Origin of the sequence: Pseudomonas sp. HOU2, assembly GCF_040729435.1 — a bacterium.
Lineage (GTDB): Bacteria > Pseudomonadota > Gammaproteobacteria > Pseudomonadales > Pseudomonadaceae > Aquipseudomonas.
Genome location: NZ_CP160398.1, coordinates 4,275,217 through 4,292,561, shown reverse-complemented (window position 1 = coordinate 4,292,561; position 17,345 = coordinate 4,275,217). Strand labels below are relative to the sequence as shown.

Sequence of the window (17,345 nt, the reverse complement as noted above, 5' to 3'; positions counted from 1 at the left end):
AAAAGTGAGTCGCCGTAAGGGCGAAACCTTAAGCAGCCGTTACCGCAGCAACGGATATGTACCCGACAAAAGCCGCCACATATACCGAGATAGACACCCCAACAGGAAAAACGATATTTCCGAACACACCCAAATCCCCGCTAACCTGAAAAAACAACCACCTCAAAAATCCCGGGGACTCCATGGAAAGATTCACCCTGAAACCACTACTAATCACCCTCGCACTGACAGCCATAGCCCCGATCGCCAACGCCGCCACAACCCTGGTCTACTGCTCCGAAGCCAGCCCCGCAGGCTTCGACCCCAGCCAATACACCAGCGGCACCGACTTCGACGCCTCCGCCGAAACCGTCTTCAACCGCCTCACCCAATTCCAGCGCGGCGGCACCGACATCGAACCCGGCCTGGCGACAAAATGGGACGTCTCCAACGACGGCCTCCAATACACCTTCCACCTGCGCCAAGGGGTAAAATTCCACACCACGGAATACTTCACCCCAACCCGCGACTTCAACGCCGACGACGTACTGTTCACCTTCCAGCGCCTGCTCGACCCGGACAACGCCTTCCGCAAGGCCTACCCCGCCGAGTCCCCGTACTTCACCGACATGGGCCTGAACACCACGATCAAATCGGTCGAAAAGCTCGACGACAACACCGTGCGCTTCAACCTCAACAACGTCGACGCCGCGTTCGTGCAAAACCTCGCCATGAGCTTCGCCTCGGTGCAATCGGCCGAATACGCCGCCCGGCTATTAAAGGAAGGCAAAGCCGCCGACCTCAACCAGAAACCGGTGGGCACCGGCCCGTTCGTGTTCAAGCGCTACCAGAAGGACTCGCAGATACGCTACGCCGCCAACCCGGCCTACTGGAAACCCGAAGACGTGAAGATCGACAACCTGATCTTCTCGATTACCCCGGACGCCGCCGTACGCCTGCAGAAACTCAAGGCCGGTGAATGCCAGGTCAGCGGCTACCCGCGCCCGGCCGACATCGAAGTGATGGAACAAGACCCGAACCTGCGCGTGCTCAAACAGGCCGGATTCAACCTCGGCTTCCTCGCCTACAACACCACTCACCCGCCACTGGATCAGCTCAAGGTCCGTCAGGCACTGGACATGGCCATCGACAAACCGGCGATCATCAAAGCCGTCTACCAGAGTGCCGGCCAACTGGCGCAGAACGCCTTGCCGCCGGCGCAATGGTCGTATGACCCGAACATCAAGGACGCTCCGTACGACCCGGTGAAAGCCAAGGCGCTACTCAAGGAAGCCGGGGTGGCACCGGGTACCACCATCAATCTGTGGGCAATGACCGTGCAGCGTGCGTCCAACCCGAACGCGCGGATGTCGGCGCAGATGATCCAGCAGGATTGGGACAAGATCGGGATCAAGGCCAACATCGTCAGCTACGAGTGGGGCGAATACATCAAGCGTGCAAAAAATGGCGAACACGACGCGATGATCTATGGTTGGACAGGTGACAACGGTGACCCGGACAACTGGCTCGGCGTGCTCTACAGCTGCGCGGCGGTCAAGGGCAGCAACTACGCCAAGTGGTGCGACCCGGCCTACGACAAACTGGTGCAGCAGGCCAAGGTGACCACCGACAAGGCGCAACGGGTAAAACTGTATCAACAGGCGCAACTGATCCTTAAACAGCAGGTGCCGATCACCCCGATCGCCAACTCCACGGTGTTCCAGCCGCTGCGCAAGGAGGTGACCGACTTCAAGATCAGTCCGTTTGGCCTGACGCCCTTCTACGGCGTGGGTATAAATAAGTAACACCAAGCCCCAAGGCGGCGCGCACAACATGACCAGCGCACCGTTTTGGGGCTTGGTTTGCACCGTAAAAAACGGCCGCAAACGGTCAAATGCGTCAACTCTTATACAAATGCGACATTAAGGTACGTTCGTGCCACCGTTTAACGCCCGCTCACACTCTGGATCTTGCATTGGGTATGGCCCCTGCATAAGTATCCGCAGGCACGACTCACGAGGTCGTACCTCAATATTAAAAAATGACAACAAATCATGAGGCCAACATGCTTAAACACGCGGTCATTCCGTTTTTAGTCGGCGCAGGCTTGTTAGCCTCCGCACCTTTCGCATCCGCTGCGACTAACCTGGTGTTCTGCTCCGAAGGGAGCCCGGCCGGTTTTGATCCAGGCCAGTACACCACCGGAACCGACTTCGACGCCTCAGCCGAAACCATGTTCAACCGCCTGAGCCAGTTCGAGCGTGGCGGCACCGCCGTTATCCCGGGCCTGGCCACCAGTTGGGACATTTCCCCGGACGGCCTGACTTACACCTTCCACCTGCGCGAAGGCGTCAAGTTCCACACCACCCCGTATTTCAAGCCGACTCGTGAGTTCAACGCCGACGACGTGCTGTTCACCTTCAATCGCATGATTAACAAGGATGACCCGTTCCGTAAGGCGTACCCGACCGAATTCCCGTACTTCACCGACATGGGGATGGACACCAACATCACCAAAATCGATAAAGTCGACGACCACACCGTCAAGTTCACATTGAAAGAAGTCGACGCCGCGTTCATCCAGAACATGGCCATGAGCTTCGCCTCGATCCAGTCCGCCGAGTACGCTGCCCAGTTGCTCAAGGAAGGCAAGGCTGCCGACATCAACCAGAAGCCGATCGGCACTGGCCCGTTCGTGTTCAAGAGCTACCAGAAAGACTCGAACATCCGTTACACCGGCAACAAGGATTACTGGAAGCCGGACGACGTGAAGATCGACAACCTGATCTTCGCCATCACCACCGACCCGTCGGTACGTATCCAGAAGCTGAAGAAGAACGAGTGCCAGGTCACCCTGTTCCCGCGTCCGGCGGATCTCGCGGCACTGAAAGCCGACAAGACCCTGAAGATGCCTGACCAGGCCGGTTTCAACCTCGGCTATATCGCCTACAACGTGATGGACAAGGTCAAGGGCAGCAACGAGGCTAACCCGCTGGCTGACCTGCGTGTGCGTCAGGCACTGGACATGGCGGTGAACAAGCCGCAGATCATCGATTCGGTTTACCAGGGCGCCGGCCAGCTGGCCGTCAACGCCATGCCGCCGACCCAATGGTCCTACGACACCACCATCAAGGACGCCAAGTACGATCCTGAGAAAGCCAAACAGCTGCTCAAGGAAGCCGGCGTCAAGGAAGGTACCGAGATCGTGCTGTGGGCGATGCCGGTGCAGCGTCCGTACAACCCGAACGCCAAGCTGATGGCTGAAATGCTCCAGTCCGACTGGAAGAAGATCGGCCTGAACGTGAAGATCACCAGCTACGAGTGGGGCGAGTACATCAAGCGTTCCAAAGGTGGCGAGAACCAGGCCATGATCATTGGCTGGAGCGGTGACAATGGTGACCCGGACAACTGGCTGAACGTGCTGTTCGGCTGCGACTCGCTCAGCGGCAACAACTTCTCCAAGTGGTGCGACAAGAAGTTCGACGGTCTCGTTAAAGAAGCCAAGCGCACTACCGACCAGGCCAAGCGCACCGAACTGTACAAACAGGCGCAACACGTCCTCAAAGATGCAGTCCCAATGACACCTATCGCTCACTCGACGGTGTATCAACCCATGCGCGCCAACGTGCAGGACTTCAAGATCAGCCCATTCGGCCTGAACTCCTTCTACGGCGTCAGCGTCAGCAATTAAGAAGAGACAGCGGCGACGTTTCAGGCGGCGCCGCTGTTTTTTTCTGCCGACTAGCCAGGAATTTGCCTACAGCCATTTCCACCCTGCTTTAACAGGGAGGTACATGACGTGTTGCCTTTTCCTACGAGTCTTTAGGACTCAGCGCATTTACTGCCAGACCCACGGCCCCTACCGTCGGGTTCTGACCAGTGTCTGCGTGGGCCATCGGCTTGCTGTACGTACTGGATTGAGCTCAATGCAACCTCAACGTCCCTGGACGGGATCGCGATGCATTGAACACCACAACAAAAAGAGGGAGCGTCATGCGCCATACCTTGGTTTTTTCCGCATTGCTGGGCGCCGGCCTGATGGCCGCCACGTCCGCCAGTTACGCCGCCAGCGACAGCCTGGTGTTCTGCTCCGAAGGCAGCCCGGCGGGTTTCGATACCGCGCAGTACACGACCGCGACCGATAACGACGCTGCCGAACCGCTGTACAACCGTCTGGTCGAGTTCGAAAAAGGCGCGACCAACGTCGTACCCGGACTGGCAACCAAGTGGGATATTTCCGAGGATGGTCTCAAGTACACCTTTCACCTGCGTGAAGGTGTGAAGTTTCATACCACGCCGTACTTCAAACCGACGCGCGATTTCAACGCCGACGACGTGCTGTTCACGTTTAACCGCATGCTCGATCCGCAACAGCCATTCCGTAAGGCTTATCCGACCGAATTCCCGTATTTCAACGGGATGAGTCTGAACAAGAACATCGCCAAGGTCGAAAAGACCGGGCCGCTGACCGTGGAGTTCACGCTCAACAGCGTCGACGCCGCGTTCATCCAGAACATCGCCATGAGCTTCGCTGCCATCCTGTCCGCCGAATATGCCGACAAGCTGCTGGCCGAAGGCAAGCCGAGCGATATCAACCAGAAGCCGGTCGGTACCGGGCCGTTCGTGTTCAAGAGCTATCAGAAAGACTCGAACATCCGCTACACCGGCAACCCGCATTACTGGGACCCGAGCCGGGTCAAGCTGAAGAACCTGATCTTCGCGATCAACACCGACGCTTCGGTGCGCGTGCAGAAGCTCAAGGCCGGCGAATGCCAGATCACCCTGCATCCGCGCCCTGCCGACGTCGAAGCGCTGAAAGCCGACTCGAAACTGCAGCTGATTTCCAAGCCCGGCTTCAACCTCGGGTACATCGCCTACAACGTGCGCCACAAGCCCTTCGATCAGCTCGAAGTGCGTCAGGCGCTGGACATGGCGGTGAATAAACAAGGGATTCTCAACGCCGTTTATCAAGGCGCCGGGCAACTGGCCGTCAACGCCATGCCACCGACCCAGTGGTCCTACGACGACAGCATCAAGGACGCCGCCTATAACCCGGAAAAAGCCCGCGAGCTGCTCAAGGCTGCCGGCGTCAAGGAAGGCACCGAAATCACCCTGTGGGCGATGCCGGTACAGCGTCCATACAACCCGAATGCCAAATTGATGGCCGAAATGCTTCAGGCTGACTGGGCCAAGATCGGTCTGAAAGTGAAGATCGTCAGCTACGAATGGGGCGAGTACATCAAGCGCACCAAGAATGGCGAGCACGACATCAGCCTGATCGGCTGGACCGGCGACAACGGTGACCCGGACAACTGGCTGGGCACCCTGTACAGCTGCGACGCGATTGGCGGCAACAACTATTCCATGTGGTGCGATCCGGCTTACGACAAGCTGATCAAAGAGGCCAAGGTCGTCACCGACCGCGACCAGCGCACCACGCTCTACAAACAGGCGCAGCAGTTGCTCAAGCAGCAAGTGCCGATCACGCCTGTCGCCCACTCGACGGTCAACCAGCCGTTAAGCGCCCGGGTTGAAGGCTTCAAGGTCAGCCCCTTCGGTCGCAATGTGTTCTCGGGCGTCAGTATCGATTAACCCAACCGATTAGCCGCAACGCTGAGGGGACTGTCTATCCCCTCACGCAAGCGCTTTGCCGAAATTCGCCAATCGGGCCTTTTGCAAACGTTTGCGATGTGTGAATGAGTTCTAAACCAATAACCGGCCAACCCAAAAAAGCCGGCATAAAAAGAAAGTAAAGGAGCTTCACCCATGAAACTGAGCAGCACCGCGATCCTGGCCTTGGCCATAAGCAGCATCACCGCTACCGCTTACGCGGAAGAGCAGAGTCAGGCGTTTACCCCGGTGACCGTCAACGAGAAGAGTGCCCAGGCTGACGCCAAAGGTTTCCTCGAAGGTTCGACAATCAGCGGCACTACCCGTAACTGGTACGCGAACGAGCAACTCAAACGCGGCGGCAAGTTCACTTACCGCAAGGACGGCGTCGCCACCCCGACTGACCGTCGTATCAACTGGGTGCAGGGCACCATCGTCAACTTCAGCTCCGGCTTCACTGAGGGCACCGTCGGTGTCAGCACTGAAATTGCCGCTTACAACGCTGTAGCGCTGGAGCGTAATCGCAAAGATCTGGCCTCCAACAATGGTGGCGCACCGGGTTCACGTCCAGGCGCGGGCAACAACCGTACGCTGACCAAGGAAGGCGGTGACGCTGAAGGCCAGTGGAGCAAACTGGGCCTGGCCAACGTCAAGTTCCGCGTTTCGAACACCACGCTGACCGCTGGTCGTCAGAACTTCAGCACGCCGATCGTCGACACCATCGGCAACCGTGCGCTGCCTTCGAGCTTTGAAGGTGTCAGCCTGCACAGCGAAGAACTGAACAACCTGTCGTTCGACGCCGGCAGCTTCGACCGCGTATCGCCGCGTACCGAAGAAAGCCTGTCGAAGTTTCGCACCGAGTACAGCGCCAACGGCGCCGAGACCGATCGCGTCAGCATCGTCGGCCTGAACTACCAGCCGCTGAAAAGCCTGAAGACCAGCCTGTACGCCTCCAAGGCTGAAGACTTCTGGAACCAGTACTACTTCGGCGCCACCCACGAACTGGGTGACAGTAATGTCCTGAGCCTGACCACCGGCCTGAACTACTACAAGACCGTCGATACCGGCAAGAAAGAGATGGGTGAAATCGACAACGATACCTACTCCCTGTCGTTCGGCCTGACGCATCAGGCCCACAGCCTGACCTTCTCGTACCAGGCCATCAACGGTAACGAGTACTTCGACTACCTGCACGAAACCAACGGTATCTACTTGGCCAACTCCCTGCTGTCGGACTTCAACGGCCCGAACGAGAAGTCCTTCCAGGTCGCCTACGGTCTGAACATGGCCGAATACGGCGTGCCAGGCCTGAAGTTCAACATTTACCAGGCGCGCGGCTGGGGCATCGACGGTACTCATTACACCGGCACTGCGTACGACGTACGCAGCATGGACGGCGAGCACCACTATGAATACGGCATCGGTGCAACCTACGCGGTACAGAGCGGCCCACTCAAGGCGACCACCATCCGTGGCACCTACACCGCTCACCGCGCCAGCGAAAACCAGGCTGACGGCAGCATCAACGAGTTCCGTCTCGTGACCACCGTTCCATTCAACATCCTGTAAAAAACGCCAACCGGCGGCTGACTCATGATGAGTCGGCCGTCCGGTTTTTTGTCTTCAACCGATTGCAGAGGGTTATCGATGAAAATGCTTCCCCTACGTGCGGCCATTGCTGCCGCGTTGTTGAGCGCCGCCATCGGCGTCTCGGCCAAACCCTTGGTGGTCTGCACCGAAGCCAGCCCGGAAGGCTTCGATATGGTCCAGTACACAACTGCAGTCACTGCCGATGCGGTGGCCGAAACCATCTTCAACCGTCTGGCGGACTTCAAGCCCGGTACCACCGAAGTGATTCCGGCACTGGCCGAATCCTGGGACATCAGTGAAGACGGCCTGACGTACACGTTCCACCTGCGCAAAGGCGTCAAGTTTCACACCACCGAATACTTCAAGCCGACCCGCGACATGAACGCCGACGACGTGGTCTGGAGCTTCCAGCGTCAGCTGGACCCGAATCACCCGTGGCACAAACTGTCGAGCGTGGGCTTCCCGTACTTTGAAAGCATGGGCTTCAAGGAACTGCTCAAAAGCGTAGAGAAAGTCGACGACAACACGGTCAAGTTCACCCTGACCCGCCGCGAAGCGCCGTTCCTGGCCGACATCGCCATGGCGTTCTCCTCGATCTACCCGGCCGAATACGCCGACCAGTTGCTCAAGTCCGGCAAGACCGGCGACCTCAACAACAAGCCTGTGGGCACCGGCCCGTTCATCTTCCAGCGCTACGCCAAGGATGCGCAGGTGCGCTTCAAGGCCAACCCGGACTACTTCCGTGGCAAGGCCCCGGCTGACGCGCTGATTCTGGCGATCGCCACCGACAACAACGTGCGTCTGCAGAAGCTCAAGGCCAATGAGTGCCAGATCGCGTTGTATCCGAAGCCGGATGACATCCCGAGCATCAAGAAAGACAGCAACCTGAAAGTCGACGAGATGGACGCGATGACCGTCTCGTACATCGCCATGAACACCCAGCACAAATACATGAGTGACGTACGCGTGCGTAAAGCGATCGACATCGCCTTCGACAAGGAAGCCTACGTCAACGCGCTGTTCGGCAAGGGCAACGCCAGCGTGGCGGTCAACCCGTACCCGCCGACGCTGCTGGGCTATAACCACGACCTGAAGAACCCGCCACGCGATCTGGACAAGGCCCGTGCCTTGCTCAAGGAAGCCGGGGTTCCGGAAGGCACCGTGTTTACTCTGTTTACCCGTAACGGCGGCGGCCCGACCAACCCGAATCCGATGCTCGGCGCGCAGATGATGCAGGCTGACCTGGCGAAAGTCGGGATCAAGATCGACATCCGCGTGATGGAATGGGGCGAAATGCTCAAACGCGCCAAGGCCGGCGAGCACGACATGGTGTCGGCCGGATGGGCGGGCGACAACGGCGACCCGGATAACTTCCTGACGCCTATGCTCAGTTGCGAAGCGGCCAAGAACGGCGAAAACTACGCTCGCTGGTGCAACGAGAAATTCCAGGGCCTGCTGGACGAAGCACGGGCTAAAGTAGATCCGGCCGAACGCGCGAAGCTCTACGAACAGGCCCAGGTGCTGTTTAATCAGGACCAACCGTGGATCAGCATGGCCCACACCCGTATGTTTACCGCAATGCGCAACAACGTAGAGGGTTATCACATCAGCCCTCTCACAACCAATAACTTCGCCACCACCCAGGTGAAGTAGATAAGAAACTCCCGGCCTCCCTGACCCCAGGGTCGCCGGGCACGCCTAACCGGCTGATGAGGTACCACACAAGATGTTTAGTTTTATTGCCCGCCGACTGGGGTTGTTGATCCCCACGTTTTTCGGCATCACCTTGCTGACTTTCGCGTTGATTCGCATGATTCCGGGCGACCCCGTGGAAGTGATGATGGGCGAACGTCGGGTCGACCCCGAAATGCACGCTCAGGCAATGGAACGCCTAGGTCTGAACAAACCGCTGTATGCCCAGTATCTGGACTACATCGGCAAACTGGCCCACGGCGATCTCGGCGAATCCCTGCGTACGCGGGAAAGCGTATGGACCGAGTTCACCTCCCTCTTCCCGGCGACCCTGGAACTGTCCATGGCCGCTCTGCTGTTCGCCGGTATCCTGGGCCTGCTGGCCGGGGTGATTGCGGCACTCAAGCGAGGATCCCTGTTCGACCACGGGGTGATGGGCATCTCCCTGGCGGGGTATTCGATGCCGATCTTCTGGTGGGGCCTGATCCTGATCATGTTCTTCTCGGTGAGCCTGGGCTGGACCCCGGTGTCCGGGCGGATCGACCTGCTCTACGACATCGAGCCGCGCACCGGTTTCATGCTGATCGACACGCTGCTGGCCGATGACATGGGCGCGTTCCTCGATGCCCTGCATCACCTGATCCTGCCGGCCATCGTGCTCGGCACCATTCCGCTGGCGGTGATCGCGCGGATGACCCGTTCGTCGATGCTCGAAGTGCTGCGTGAAGACTACATCCGCACCGCCAAGGCCAAAGGCCTGTCGCCGTCGCGCGTGGTGTTCGTGCACGGTCTGCGCAACGCGCTGATCCCGGTCCTGACCGTGGTTGGCCTGCAAGTCGGCACCCTGCTGGCCGGTGCGGTCCTGACCGAAACCATCTTCTCCTGGCCCGGCATCGGTAAATGGCTGATCGAAGCCATCGGCGCCCGGGACTACCCGGTTGTGCAAAACGGCATCCTGTTAATCGCCTGCCTGGTGATTCTGGTCAACTTCGTGGTGGACATCCTCTACGGCTTTGCCAACCCACGCATCCGTCATCAGCGCTGAGGTCAATACCCATGAGCACTCCAACATCCTCAGTAGCCACTTCCGCCCCAAACGCGGATCAAAGCCTGCTGTACCCGTCGCCGTACAAAGAATTCTGGCAAGCCTTCTCCAAGAACAAGGGCGCGGTTGCCGGTCTGCTGTTCATGCTGCTGGTGATTTTCTGCGCGATCTTCGCGCCGTGGGTCGCCCCGCATAACCCGAGCGAGCAATACCGGGACTTCCTGCTGACGCCACCGGCGTGGCTCGAAGGCGGGCAGATGCAGTTCCTGCTCGGCACCGATGAACTGGGTCGTGACCTGCTGTCGCGGCTGATCCAGGGTTCGCGCCTGTCGCTGCTGATCGGTCTGTCGTCGGTGGTGATGTCGCTGATCCCGGGGATCCTGCTGGGTCTGTTCGCCGGTTTCTTCCCGAAAATGATCGGCCCGACCATCATGCGTCTGATGGACATCATGCTGGCCCTGCCGTCCCTGCTGCTGGCTGTGGCGATCGTCGCCATCCTCGGCCCTGGCCTGATCAACACCGTGATCGCCATTGCTGTGGTGTCCTTGCCGTCCTACGTGCGTCTGACCCGTGCTGCGGTGATGGGCGAACTGAACCGCGACTACGTGACCGCCGCGCGCCTGGCCGGTGCCGGCCTGCCACGCCTGATGTTCATCACAGTGCTGCCCAACTGCATGGCACCGCTGATCGTGCAGGCCACCCTGAGTTTCTCTTCGGCGATTCTCGACGCTGCGGCGCTGGGCTTCCTCGGCCTTGGCGTACAACCGCCAACCCCTGAGTGGGGCACCATGCTGGCCTCGGCCCGCGATTACATCGAACGCGCCTGGTGGGTCGTCAGTCTGCCTGGTTTGACCATTTTGCTCAGCGTGCTGGCAATCAACTTGATGGGCGACGGCCTGCGCGATGCGCTGGACCCGAAACTCAAGAACGCCGCCTGAGGAGATTCCCATGTCACTGCTAGAAATCAAGAATCTCAACGTTCGCTTCGGCGACAAGAACGCCGTGCCGGTGGTCGATGGCCTCGACCTGAAAGTCGACAAGGGCGAAGTCCTAGCGATCGTCGGCGAGTCCGGTTCGGGCAAGTCGGTGACCATGATGGCCCTGATGGGCCTGATCGAGCACCCGGGGATCGTCACTGCCGACGCCCTGAGCTTCGACGGCAAGAACATGCTCAAGCTTAGCAACCGCCAGCGTCGGCAGATCGTCGGCAAAGACCTGGCGATGGTGTTCCAGGACCCGATGACCGCGCTCAACCCGAGCTACACCGTCGGCTTCCAGATCGAAGAAGTGCTGCGCCTGCACCTGAAAATGTCCGGCAAGCAAGCGCGAAAACGCGCCATCGAACTGCTGGAAAAAGTTGAAATCCCGGGCGCCGCCAGCCGTATGGACGCCTACCCGCATCAACTGTCCGGCGGTATGAGCCAGCGTGTCGCGATCGCCATGGCGATTGCCGGCGAGCCTAAACTGCTGATCGCCGACGAACCGACCACGGCACTCGACGTAACGATTCAGGCACAGATCATGGATCTGCTGCTGGCGTTGCAGAAAGAACAGAACATGGGTCTGGTGCTGATCACCCACGACCTCGCCGTCGTTGCCGAAACCGCCCAGCGCGTGTGCGTGATGTACGCCGGCCAGGCGGTGGAAGTCGGTCAGGTGCCGCAACTGTTCGACATCCCGGCGCATCCTTACAGCGAAGCGCTGCTCAAGGCGATTCCCGAGCACAGCCTGGGCGCCGCGCGCCTGTCGACCCTGCCGGGCATCGTCCCGGGCCGCTACGATCGTCCGCAAGGTTGCCTGCTGTCGCCGCGCTGCCCATACGTGCAGGACACCTGCCGCGCGCAGCGTCCGGCCCTTGATCCGAAAAGCAACAGCCTCGCGCGCTGCTTCTTCCCGCTGAACCAGGAGGTGGCGTAATGGCCGTCGTACTTACCGCCCGCGACCTGACCCGTCACTACGAAGTCTCCCGTGGCCTGTTCAAGGGCCACGCGACCGTGCGCGCCCTCAATGGCGTGTCGTTCGAACTGGAAGCCGGCAAGACCCTCGCCGTGGTAGGCGAATCGGGTTGCGGCAAATCCACCCTGGCCCGTGCCCTGACGCTGATTGAAGAGCCGTCGTCCGGCTCGCTGAAAATCGCCGGGCAAGAAGTCGCCGGCGCCGACAAGGCCCAGCGCAAGCAACTGCGCAAAGACGTGCAGATGGTGTTCCAGAGCCCCTACGCGTCGTTGAACCCACGGCAGAAAATCGGTGATCAACTGGCCGAGCCGCTGCTGATCAACACCAACCTGAGTGCCGCCGAACGTCGCGAGAAAGTCCAGGCGATGATGAAGCAGGTCGGCTTGCGTCCTGAGCACTACCAGCGCTATCCGCACATGTTCTCCGGCGGTCAGCGTCAGCGTATTGCCCTCGCCCGGGCGATGATGCTGCAACCGAAAGTGCTGGTGGCGGACGAACCGACCTCGGCGCTGGACGTGTCGATTCAGGCACAGGTGCTGAACCTGTTCATGGACCTGCAGCAGGAATTCAACACCGCCTACGTGTTCATTTCGCACAACCTGGCGGTGGTGCGTCACGTTGCTGATTCGGTGCTGGTGATGTACCTCGGCCGGCCAGTGGAAATGGGCCCTAAAGAGGACATCTACACCCGTCCCCTGCACCCGTACACCCAGGCCTTGTTGTCGGCAACGCCAACGATCCACCCGGATCCGGACAAGCCGAAAATCAAGATCGTCGGCGAGCTGCCCAACCCGCTGAACCCGCCACCGGGCTGCGCGTTCCACAAGCGTTGCCCGTATGCGACCGAGCGTTGCAGCAGCGAAGAGCCGGCCCTGCGCCAGCTCGACAACCGGCAGGTGGCTTGCCACTACGCCGAGCAGTTCCTCGACGGCGCGGCGTAAACAAAACCGCAGATCGACACCAAACCTGTAGGAGCTGTCGAGTGAAACGAGGCTGCGATCTTTTGATTTTCAGCATCAGGATCAAAAGATCGCAGCGTGCCGCAGCGCCTGCAGGGATCGTGTTTATCCGGAGGTAACGTGTTAACCCAAACCCCTTCTCCCCCGATTGCGCATCAGTCGGGGAAGAAGGGGTTTTCTTTTGCCGGCGCTTTATGACTGGCTGTCGCCGTCGTCATCGTCGGTGTCCGGCTCGTCGGTGGTCGAGTCGTCATCATCCTTGCTGCCGCCCTGATCCTGATCGCCCGGTTCGGATTCCGACTTGGCCAGCATGACCACACCGGATTGTCCGTGGGCGGCATTAAAACCCTGTGGTGGCGTGGCAGAACTCGCCCACGCCGCCGTGGTGCCAAGCGTCAACATCACCAAAACCTTAAGCAACAGCACAACGCGTTGAAAAATGCTCATAGCCATTTCCATCCTTTCGTGGTTGAAGCCTGGGGTGCCGATCCGGCGCTGAATGAAATCTAGTTCCGATCAGCCGGGTTCACCAGATAGGACGCTAACGAGCCCGCGGAAATGCCCCGGCAGGGAAGATCACTTGTGAATAATCCCTATAACCGAATCAGCTAAGCGAGCTGATTTCTTTGCTGGCGGTCGGCGCATTGGCCTGGGTCGATGAGCGCGTCGCGAGATAGATCAGGGGCAAGGTCAACAACGCCAGCGTCGCGCTTGCAAGCCATACGCTATGCCCTCCGAAGTGCCCATACAGCTGACCACTCAGCACCGGCGACAGCAATGCACTGGCGCTCCAGCTCATGAAAAACAGGCCGAAATACTGGCCGCTGTTGCCGCCCTGCGCATGCCGCATGACCAGCACATTCATCGGCGGCATGAAAAAAGCTTCACCCAACGTCCAGATCACCGTCGACAGACACACGTAAAACAGCCCGGAGCCAAACGGCAGCATTCCCAACCCGACCGCCAGCAACACACAGCCCGCCAGCAATTGCCGACGCAAGCCCCAGCGCTCGCCCCAATGTGTCAAAGGTATCTGCAGCGCCACCACCAGCATCGCGTTAAGGCCAAACTGCCAGCCGATGGCCTCGGTGCTCAAGTGGTAGTAGTCACGCAGATAGTTGCCCAGCGTGCTGTAGACCGTATCGAACGCCATCCCCAGTAACACCGCCGCACCGAGCAGCCAGAGGAACGACGTGTCGCGCAACGGTGTGCCAGTGCCAGCCTCGATCACCTCATCGGGCTCGAGCACCGCACGGTGCCAGGTGGTGCGCACAAACCACAGCAACGCGAGCAACGTCATCGCCGCACTGACAAAAAACACCCAACGGAAATCCGTCTGCGCCAACACCCCGCCGGCAACACCGGCAGCCGCCATGCCGAGGTTTCTTGCAACCCGGCTCAAGGCTTGCGCGCGCGAGCGCTGCGCAGGCTCGCAATACTCCATGATCAGCCGCTGATGCAGCGTTCGAATCGCCCCGTCGAGGGTGCCGCTGAGCAACAGCAAACCGGCCAGCAGCGGCACCTGCGTCACCAGCCCCAACAGGATCAACACCCACACAGAAACAAAGAACAACGCCGCCGTCAGCCGCGCCGTCCGCACATGGTCACTGAGCAGCCCACCGAGCATCGAACCGATCAACAACCCGGCACCGTAGGCCGCCAACAGCCACCCGACCGTCTCGATCGCCAGCCCCAGCTCCTGGCGCAGATACAGCGCCATGAACAACTTGACCATGCTGCTCAGACGATTAATGAACAGCAACGCCGCCAGTACCCAGGCCATCAGGCTGAAATAGCCGTTGGGGCGCAGCAGATGGACGAGGTTGCGCGTCATTCCATTGACCTCTCAAAGCGACTGGCGTGGACCCGAAACACTAACGCCCGGCACACCGGTTGTCGCGCTCAAGAACCTCGATATCTCAAAATAAAGAGTCGCCCTACAACCCCTGTAGGAGCTGCCGTAGGCTGCGATCTTTTGACTTTGGCTCTCACGACTCAAAAGCAAGATCAAAAGATCGCAGCCTTCGGCAGCTCCTACAGGAGAATTCAGAGTATTCAATTAAATTCAGGTCGGCTGTCAGGCCGCCTTCGCTGGCAAGCCAGCTCCCACAGAAGAGCCAGAGCCGAACGCATGCTTTTCACCACTCAATGGCCGAGTGTCAGCTTGCCGAAAGCTTTTGATCTTGATCCACGGGCGACATCGGAAGGCTGAGTGGAGGGATTGATCCGGGGGCGGGAGCGCAGCGACCGTTTGGCGCAGCCAAACACAGCGAGAGGAGGTGCAGCGAAGCAAACCGTAGGCGCTGCGCCCGGATCAATCCCGGAGCGAAGGAACCCCGAGCTTTAGCGAGCGGGCCGAACGTAGGAGCAAGCCTTTTTTTGCTTACTTTTTTGAGGCGTTTGTCAAAAAAGTGAGTCGCCGTCAGGGCGAAACCCTAAGTAGCCGTTACCAAAAAAACGGATATGTACACAAAAAAATCAAGAACCTGGTCGGCCCAAAGGCCGCCAAGACCAAAGCCAAAAAAAGCCCCCAAGGCCTACACCTCAGGGGCTTTCGAACAAACCAGCTCAGCGCTTAATGATGCTCACGGGTCGCACGGAACTTCACATCCGGCCACCGCTCTTCCATCAACGCCAGGTTAACCCGCGTTGGCGCCAGGTAGGTCAGGTGCCCACCGCCATCCAATGCCAGGTTCTCCACCGCCTTGTTGGAAAACTCCTCAAGCTTCTTCTTGTCGCTGCATTCGATCCAGCGCGCGGAATAGACAGTGATCGGCTCATACGAGCACTCGACCTTGTATTCCTCCTTCAAACGGCTGGCGACCACATCGAACTGCAGCACACCCACGGCGCCGAGAATGATGTCGTTGCTGCGCTCCGGGAAGAACACCTGCGTCGCGCCCTCTTCAGCCAACTGCTGCAGACCCTGACGCAATTGCTTGGACTTCAGCGGATCACGCAGACGCACGCGACGGAACAGCTCCGGGGCGAAGTGCGGAATACCGGTGAAACCGAGGACTTCGCCTTCGCTGAAGGTGTCGCCGATCTGGATCGTGCCGTGGTTGTGCAGACCGATGATGTCGCCGGCGTACGCCTCCTCCAGCTGTTCACGCTCGGACGAGAAGAACGTCAGGGCGTCGCCGATGCGCACGTCCTTGCCGGTACGCACGTGGCGCATCTTCATGCCTTTCTCGTACTTGCCGGAGCAGATACGCATGAAAGCGATGCGGTCGCGGTGTTTCGGGTCCATGTTCGCCTGGATCTTGAAGATGAAGCCCGAGAACTTCTCTTCCACCGGCTCCACGGTACGCTCGTTGGCGACACGGGCCAGCGGACGTGGCGCCCAATCAACCACAGCATCAAGCACGTGATCGACACCGAAGTTGCCCAGTGCGGTACCGAAGAACACCGGGGTCAGTTGACCGTCGAGGAATTCCTGCTGGTTGAACTCGTGGCAGGCACCCTGCACCAGTTCCAGCTGTTCGAGGAAGCGCTCGTACTCGTCGCCCAGGTGCGCGCGCGCCTCGTCGGAGTCGAGTTTCTCGATGATCTTGGTTTCGGTGCGTTCGTGACCGTGACCGGCGGTGTAGACAATGATGTAGTCGTCGGCCAGGTGGTACACGCCCTTGAAGTCGCGGTAGCAACCGATCGGCCAGGTGATCGGCGCTGCCTTGATCTTCAGAACGGCTTCGATTTCGTCGAGCAGTTCGATCGGGTCGCGGATGTCACGGTCGAGTTTGTTGATGAAGCTGACGATCGGCGTGTCACGCAGACGGCAGACGTCCATCAGGGCGATGGTCCGTGGCTCAACGCCTTTACCGCCGTCGAGCACCATCAGCGCCGAGTCGACCGCCGTCAGGGTGCGGTAGGTGTCTTCGGAGAAGTCTTCGTGGCCCGGGGTGTCGAGCAGGTTGATCATGTGTTCGCGATACGGGAACTGCATGACCGACGTGGTAATGGAAATACCCCGCTGCTTCTCCATCTCCATCCAGTCGGATGTCGCATGGCGGTCGGATTTACGGGATTTCACCGTGCCGGCCACGGCAATCGCCTTGCCCATCAACAGGAGCTTTTCGGTGATCGTGGTTTTACCGGCATCGGGGTGGGAAATAATGGCGAAAGTGCGGCGTTTCGCGACTTCGGCGGCCTGGTTGGTCATGGGAAATCGCCTGGCGGTGATTCAAAAAAGGGCGGCGAGTATAGCTTAAAAAGTGATCGCCAGACCACCGTCCCTCGGGCGCGCAAAACCCTGCAGGAGCTGCCGAAGGCTGCGATCTTTGGACCTTGCTCTTCACAACAAAATCAAAAGATCGCAGCCTGCGGCAGCTCCTACAGGTGGCCAGATGGCATCCGATGTGGGAACCTTTTAAAGCACGGAGACGTCCATCCCCTGTTACGACATTTCGTCAGGGGCTGAAAAATCAGCAAGTTAGCCTGACGAGGCTGCGCTCATGGCTCGCTTTCAGACCGCTTTGCCGGCCCTGAAAAACGGCTACTTTTCGCGAACGACGCTC

At 59.4% G+C, this 17,345-nt stretch carries 12 protein-coding genes; 9 read left to right on the top strand and 3 right to left on the bottom strand.

Annotated features, from left to right (window positions below; all coding sequences use genetic code 11):
* Positions 1-182 precede the first annotated feature (182 nt).
* The 9 genes from ABV589_RS19275 to ABV589_RS19235 all read left to right on the top strand — a co-directional run bounded on the left by ABV589_RS19275 (position 183) and on the right by ABV589_RS19235 (position 12,813).
* Positions 183-1,784 carry an ABC transporter substrate-binding protein gene (locus ABV589_RS19275; protein WP_367083087.1) on the top strand — a complete coding sequence of 534 codons (1,602 nt, stop codon included), beginning with the start codon at positions 183-185 and terminating at the stop codon, positions 1,782-1,784.
* A gap of 260 nt (positions 1,785-2,044) precedes the next feature.
* On the top strand, positions 2,045-3,670 hold the full coding sequence (locus ABV589_RS19270) for an ABC transporter substrate-binding protein (protein ID WP_007966695.1): 1,626 nt from the start codon (positions 2,045-2,047) through the stop codon (positions 3,668-3,670).
* Positions 3,671-3,972: 302 nt separating this feature from the next.
* Complete coding sequence (locus ABV589_RS19265; protein WP_007966697.1) at positions 3,973-5,571, top strand: ABC transporter substrate-binding protein; 1,599 nt, start codon at positions 3,973-3,975, stop codon at positions 5,569-5,571.
* 174 nt (positions 5,572-5,745) lie between these two features.
* On the top strand, positions 5,746-7,158 hold the full coding sequence (locus ABV589_RS19260) for an OprD family porin (RefSeq protein WP_007966699.1): 1,413 nt from the start codon (positions 5,746-5,748) through the stop codon (positions 7,156-7,158).
* Between the two features lie 78 nt (positions 7,159-7,236).
* Positions 7,237-8,832 (top strand): ABC transporter substrate-binding protein, encoded by a 1,596-nt coding sequence (locus ABV589_RS19255; RefSeq protein ID WP_367083085.1) that lies wholly within the window; start codon positions 7,237-7,239, stop codon positions 8,830-8,832.
* A gap of 73 nt (positions 8,833-8,905) precedes the next feature.
* Positions 8,906-9,916: an ABC transporter permease subunit gene (locus tag ABV589_RS19250; RefSeq protein WP_007953665.1), complete on the top strand. Its 1,011-nt coding sequence runs from the start codon at positions 8,906-8,908 to the stop codon at positions 9,914-9,916.
* An 11-nt stretch (positions 9,917-9,927) separates the two neighbouring features.
* Positions 9,928-10,854: an ABC transporter permease subunit gene (locus tag ABV589_RS19245; protein ID WP_007966702.1), complete on the top strand. Its 927-nt coding sequence runs from the start codon at positions 9,928-9,930 to the stop codon at positions 10,852-10,854.
* Positions 10,855-10,864: 10 nt separating this feature from the next.
* A complete protein-coding gene (locus tag ABV589_RS19240) occupies positions 10,865-11,833 on the top strand; it encodes an ABC transporter ATP-binding protein (RefSeq protein WP_007966704.1) in 969 nt (322 codons plus the stop codon).
* Positions 11,833-12,813, top strand: coding sequence for a peptide ABC transporter ATP-binding protein (locus tag ABV589_RS19235; RefSeq protein WP_007966705.1), 981 nt, complete (start codon positions 11,833-11,835; stop codon positions 12,811-12,813). Before ABV589_RS19240 ends, ABV589_RS19235 begins: the two co-directional genes overlap by 1 nt.
* Positions 12,814-13,023: 210 nt before the next feature.
* Here the strand turns inward: ABV589_RS19235 and ABV589_RS19230 are convergent, their stop codons facing one another.
* From ABV589_RS19230 to ABV589_RS19220, 3 genes are all read right to left on the bottom strand, one after another.
* Entirely contained in the window at positions 13,024-13,278 is a 255-nt protein-coding gene (locus ABV589_RS19230; RefSeq protein ID WP_045122146.1) for a hypothetical protein, read from the bottom strand.
* A gap of 157 nt (positions 13,279-13,435) precedes the next feature.
* On the bottom strand, positions 13,436-14,665 hold the full coding sequence (locus tag ABV589_RS19225; protein ID WP_367083082.1) for an MFS transporter: 1,230 nt from the start codon (positions 14,663-14,665) through the stop codon (positions 13,436-13,438).
* A gap of 741 nt (positions 14,666-15,406) precedes the next feature.
* Complete coding sequence (locus tag ABV589_RS19220) at positions 15,407-16,990, bottom strand: peptide chain release factor 3 (RefSeq protein ID WP_007965665.1); 1,584 nt, start codon at positions 16,988-16,990, stop codon at positions 15,407-15,409.
* Positions 16,991-17,345 lie beyond the last annotated feature (355 nt).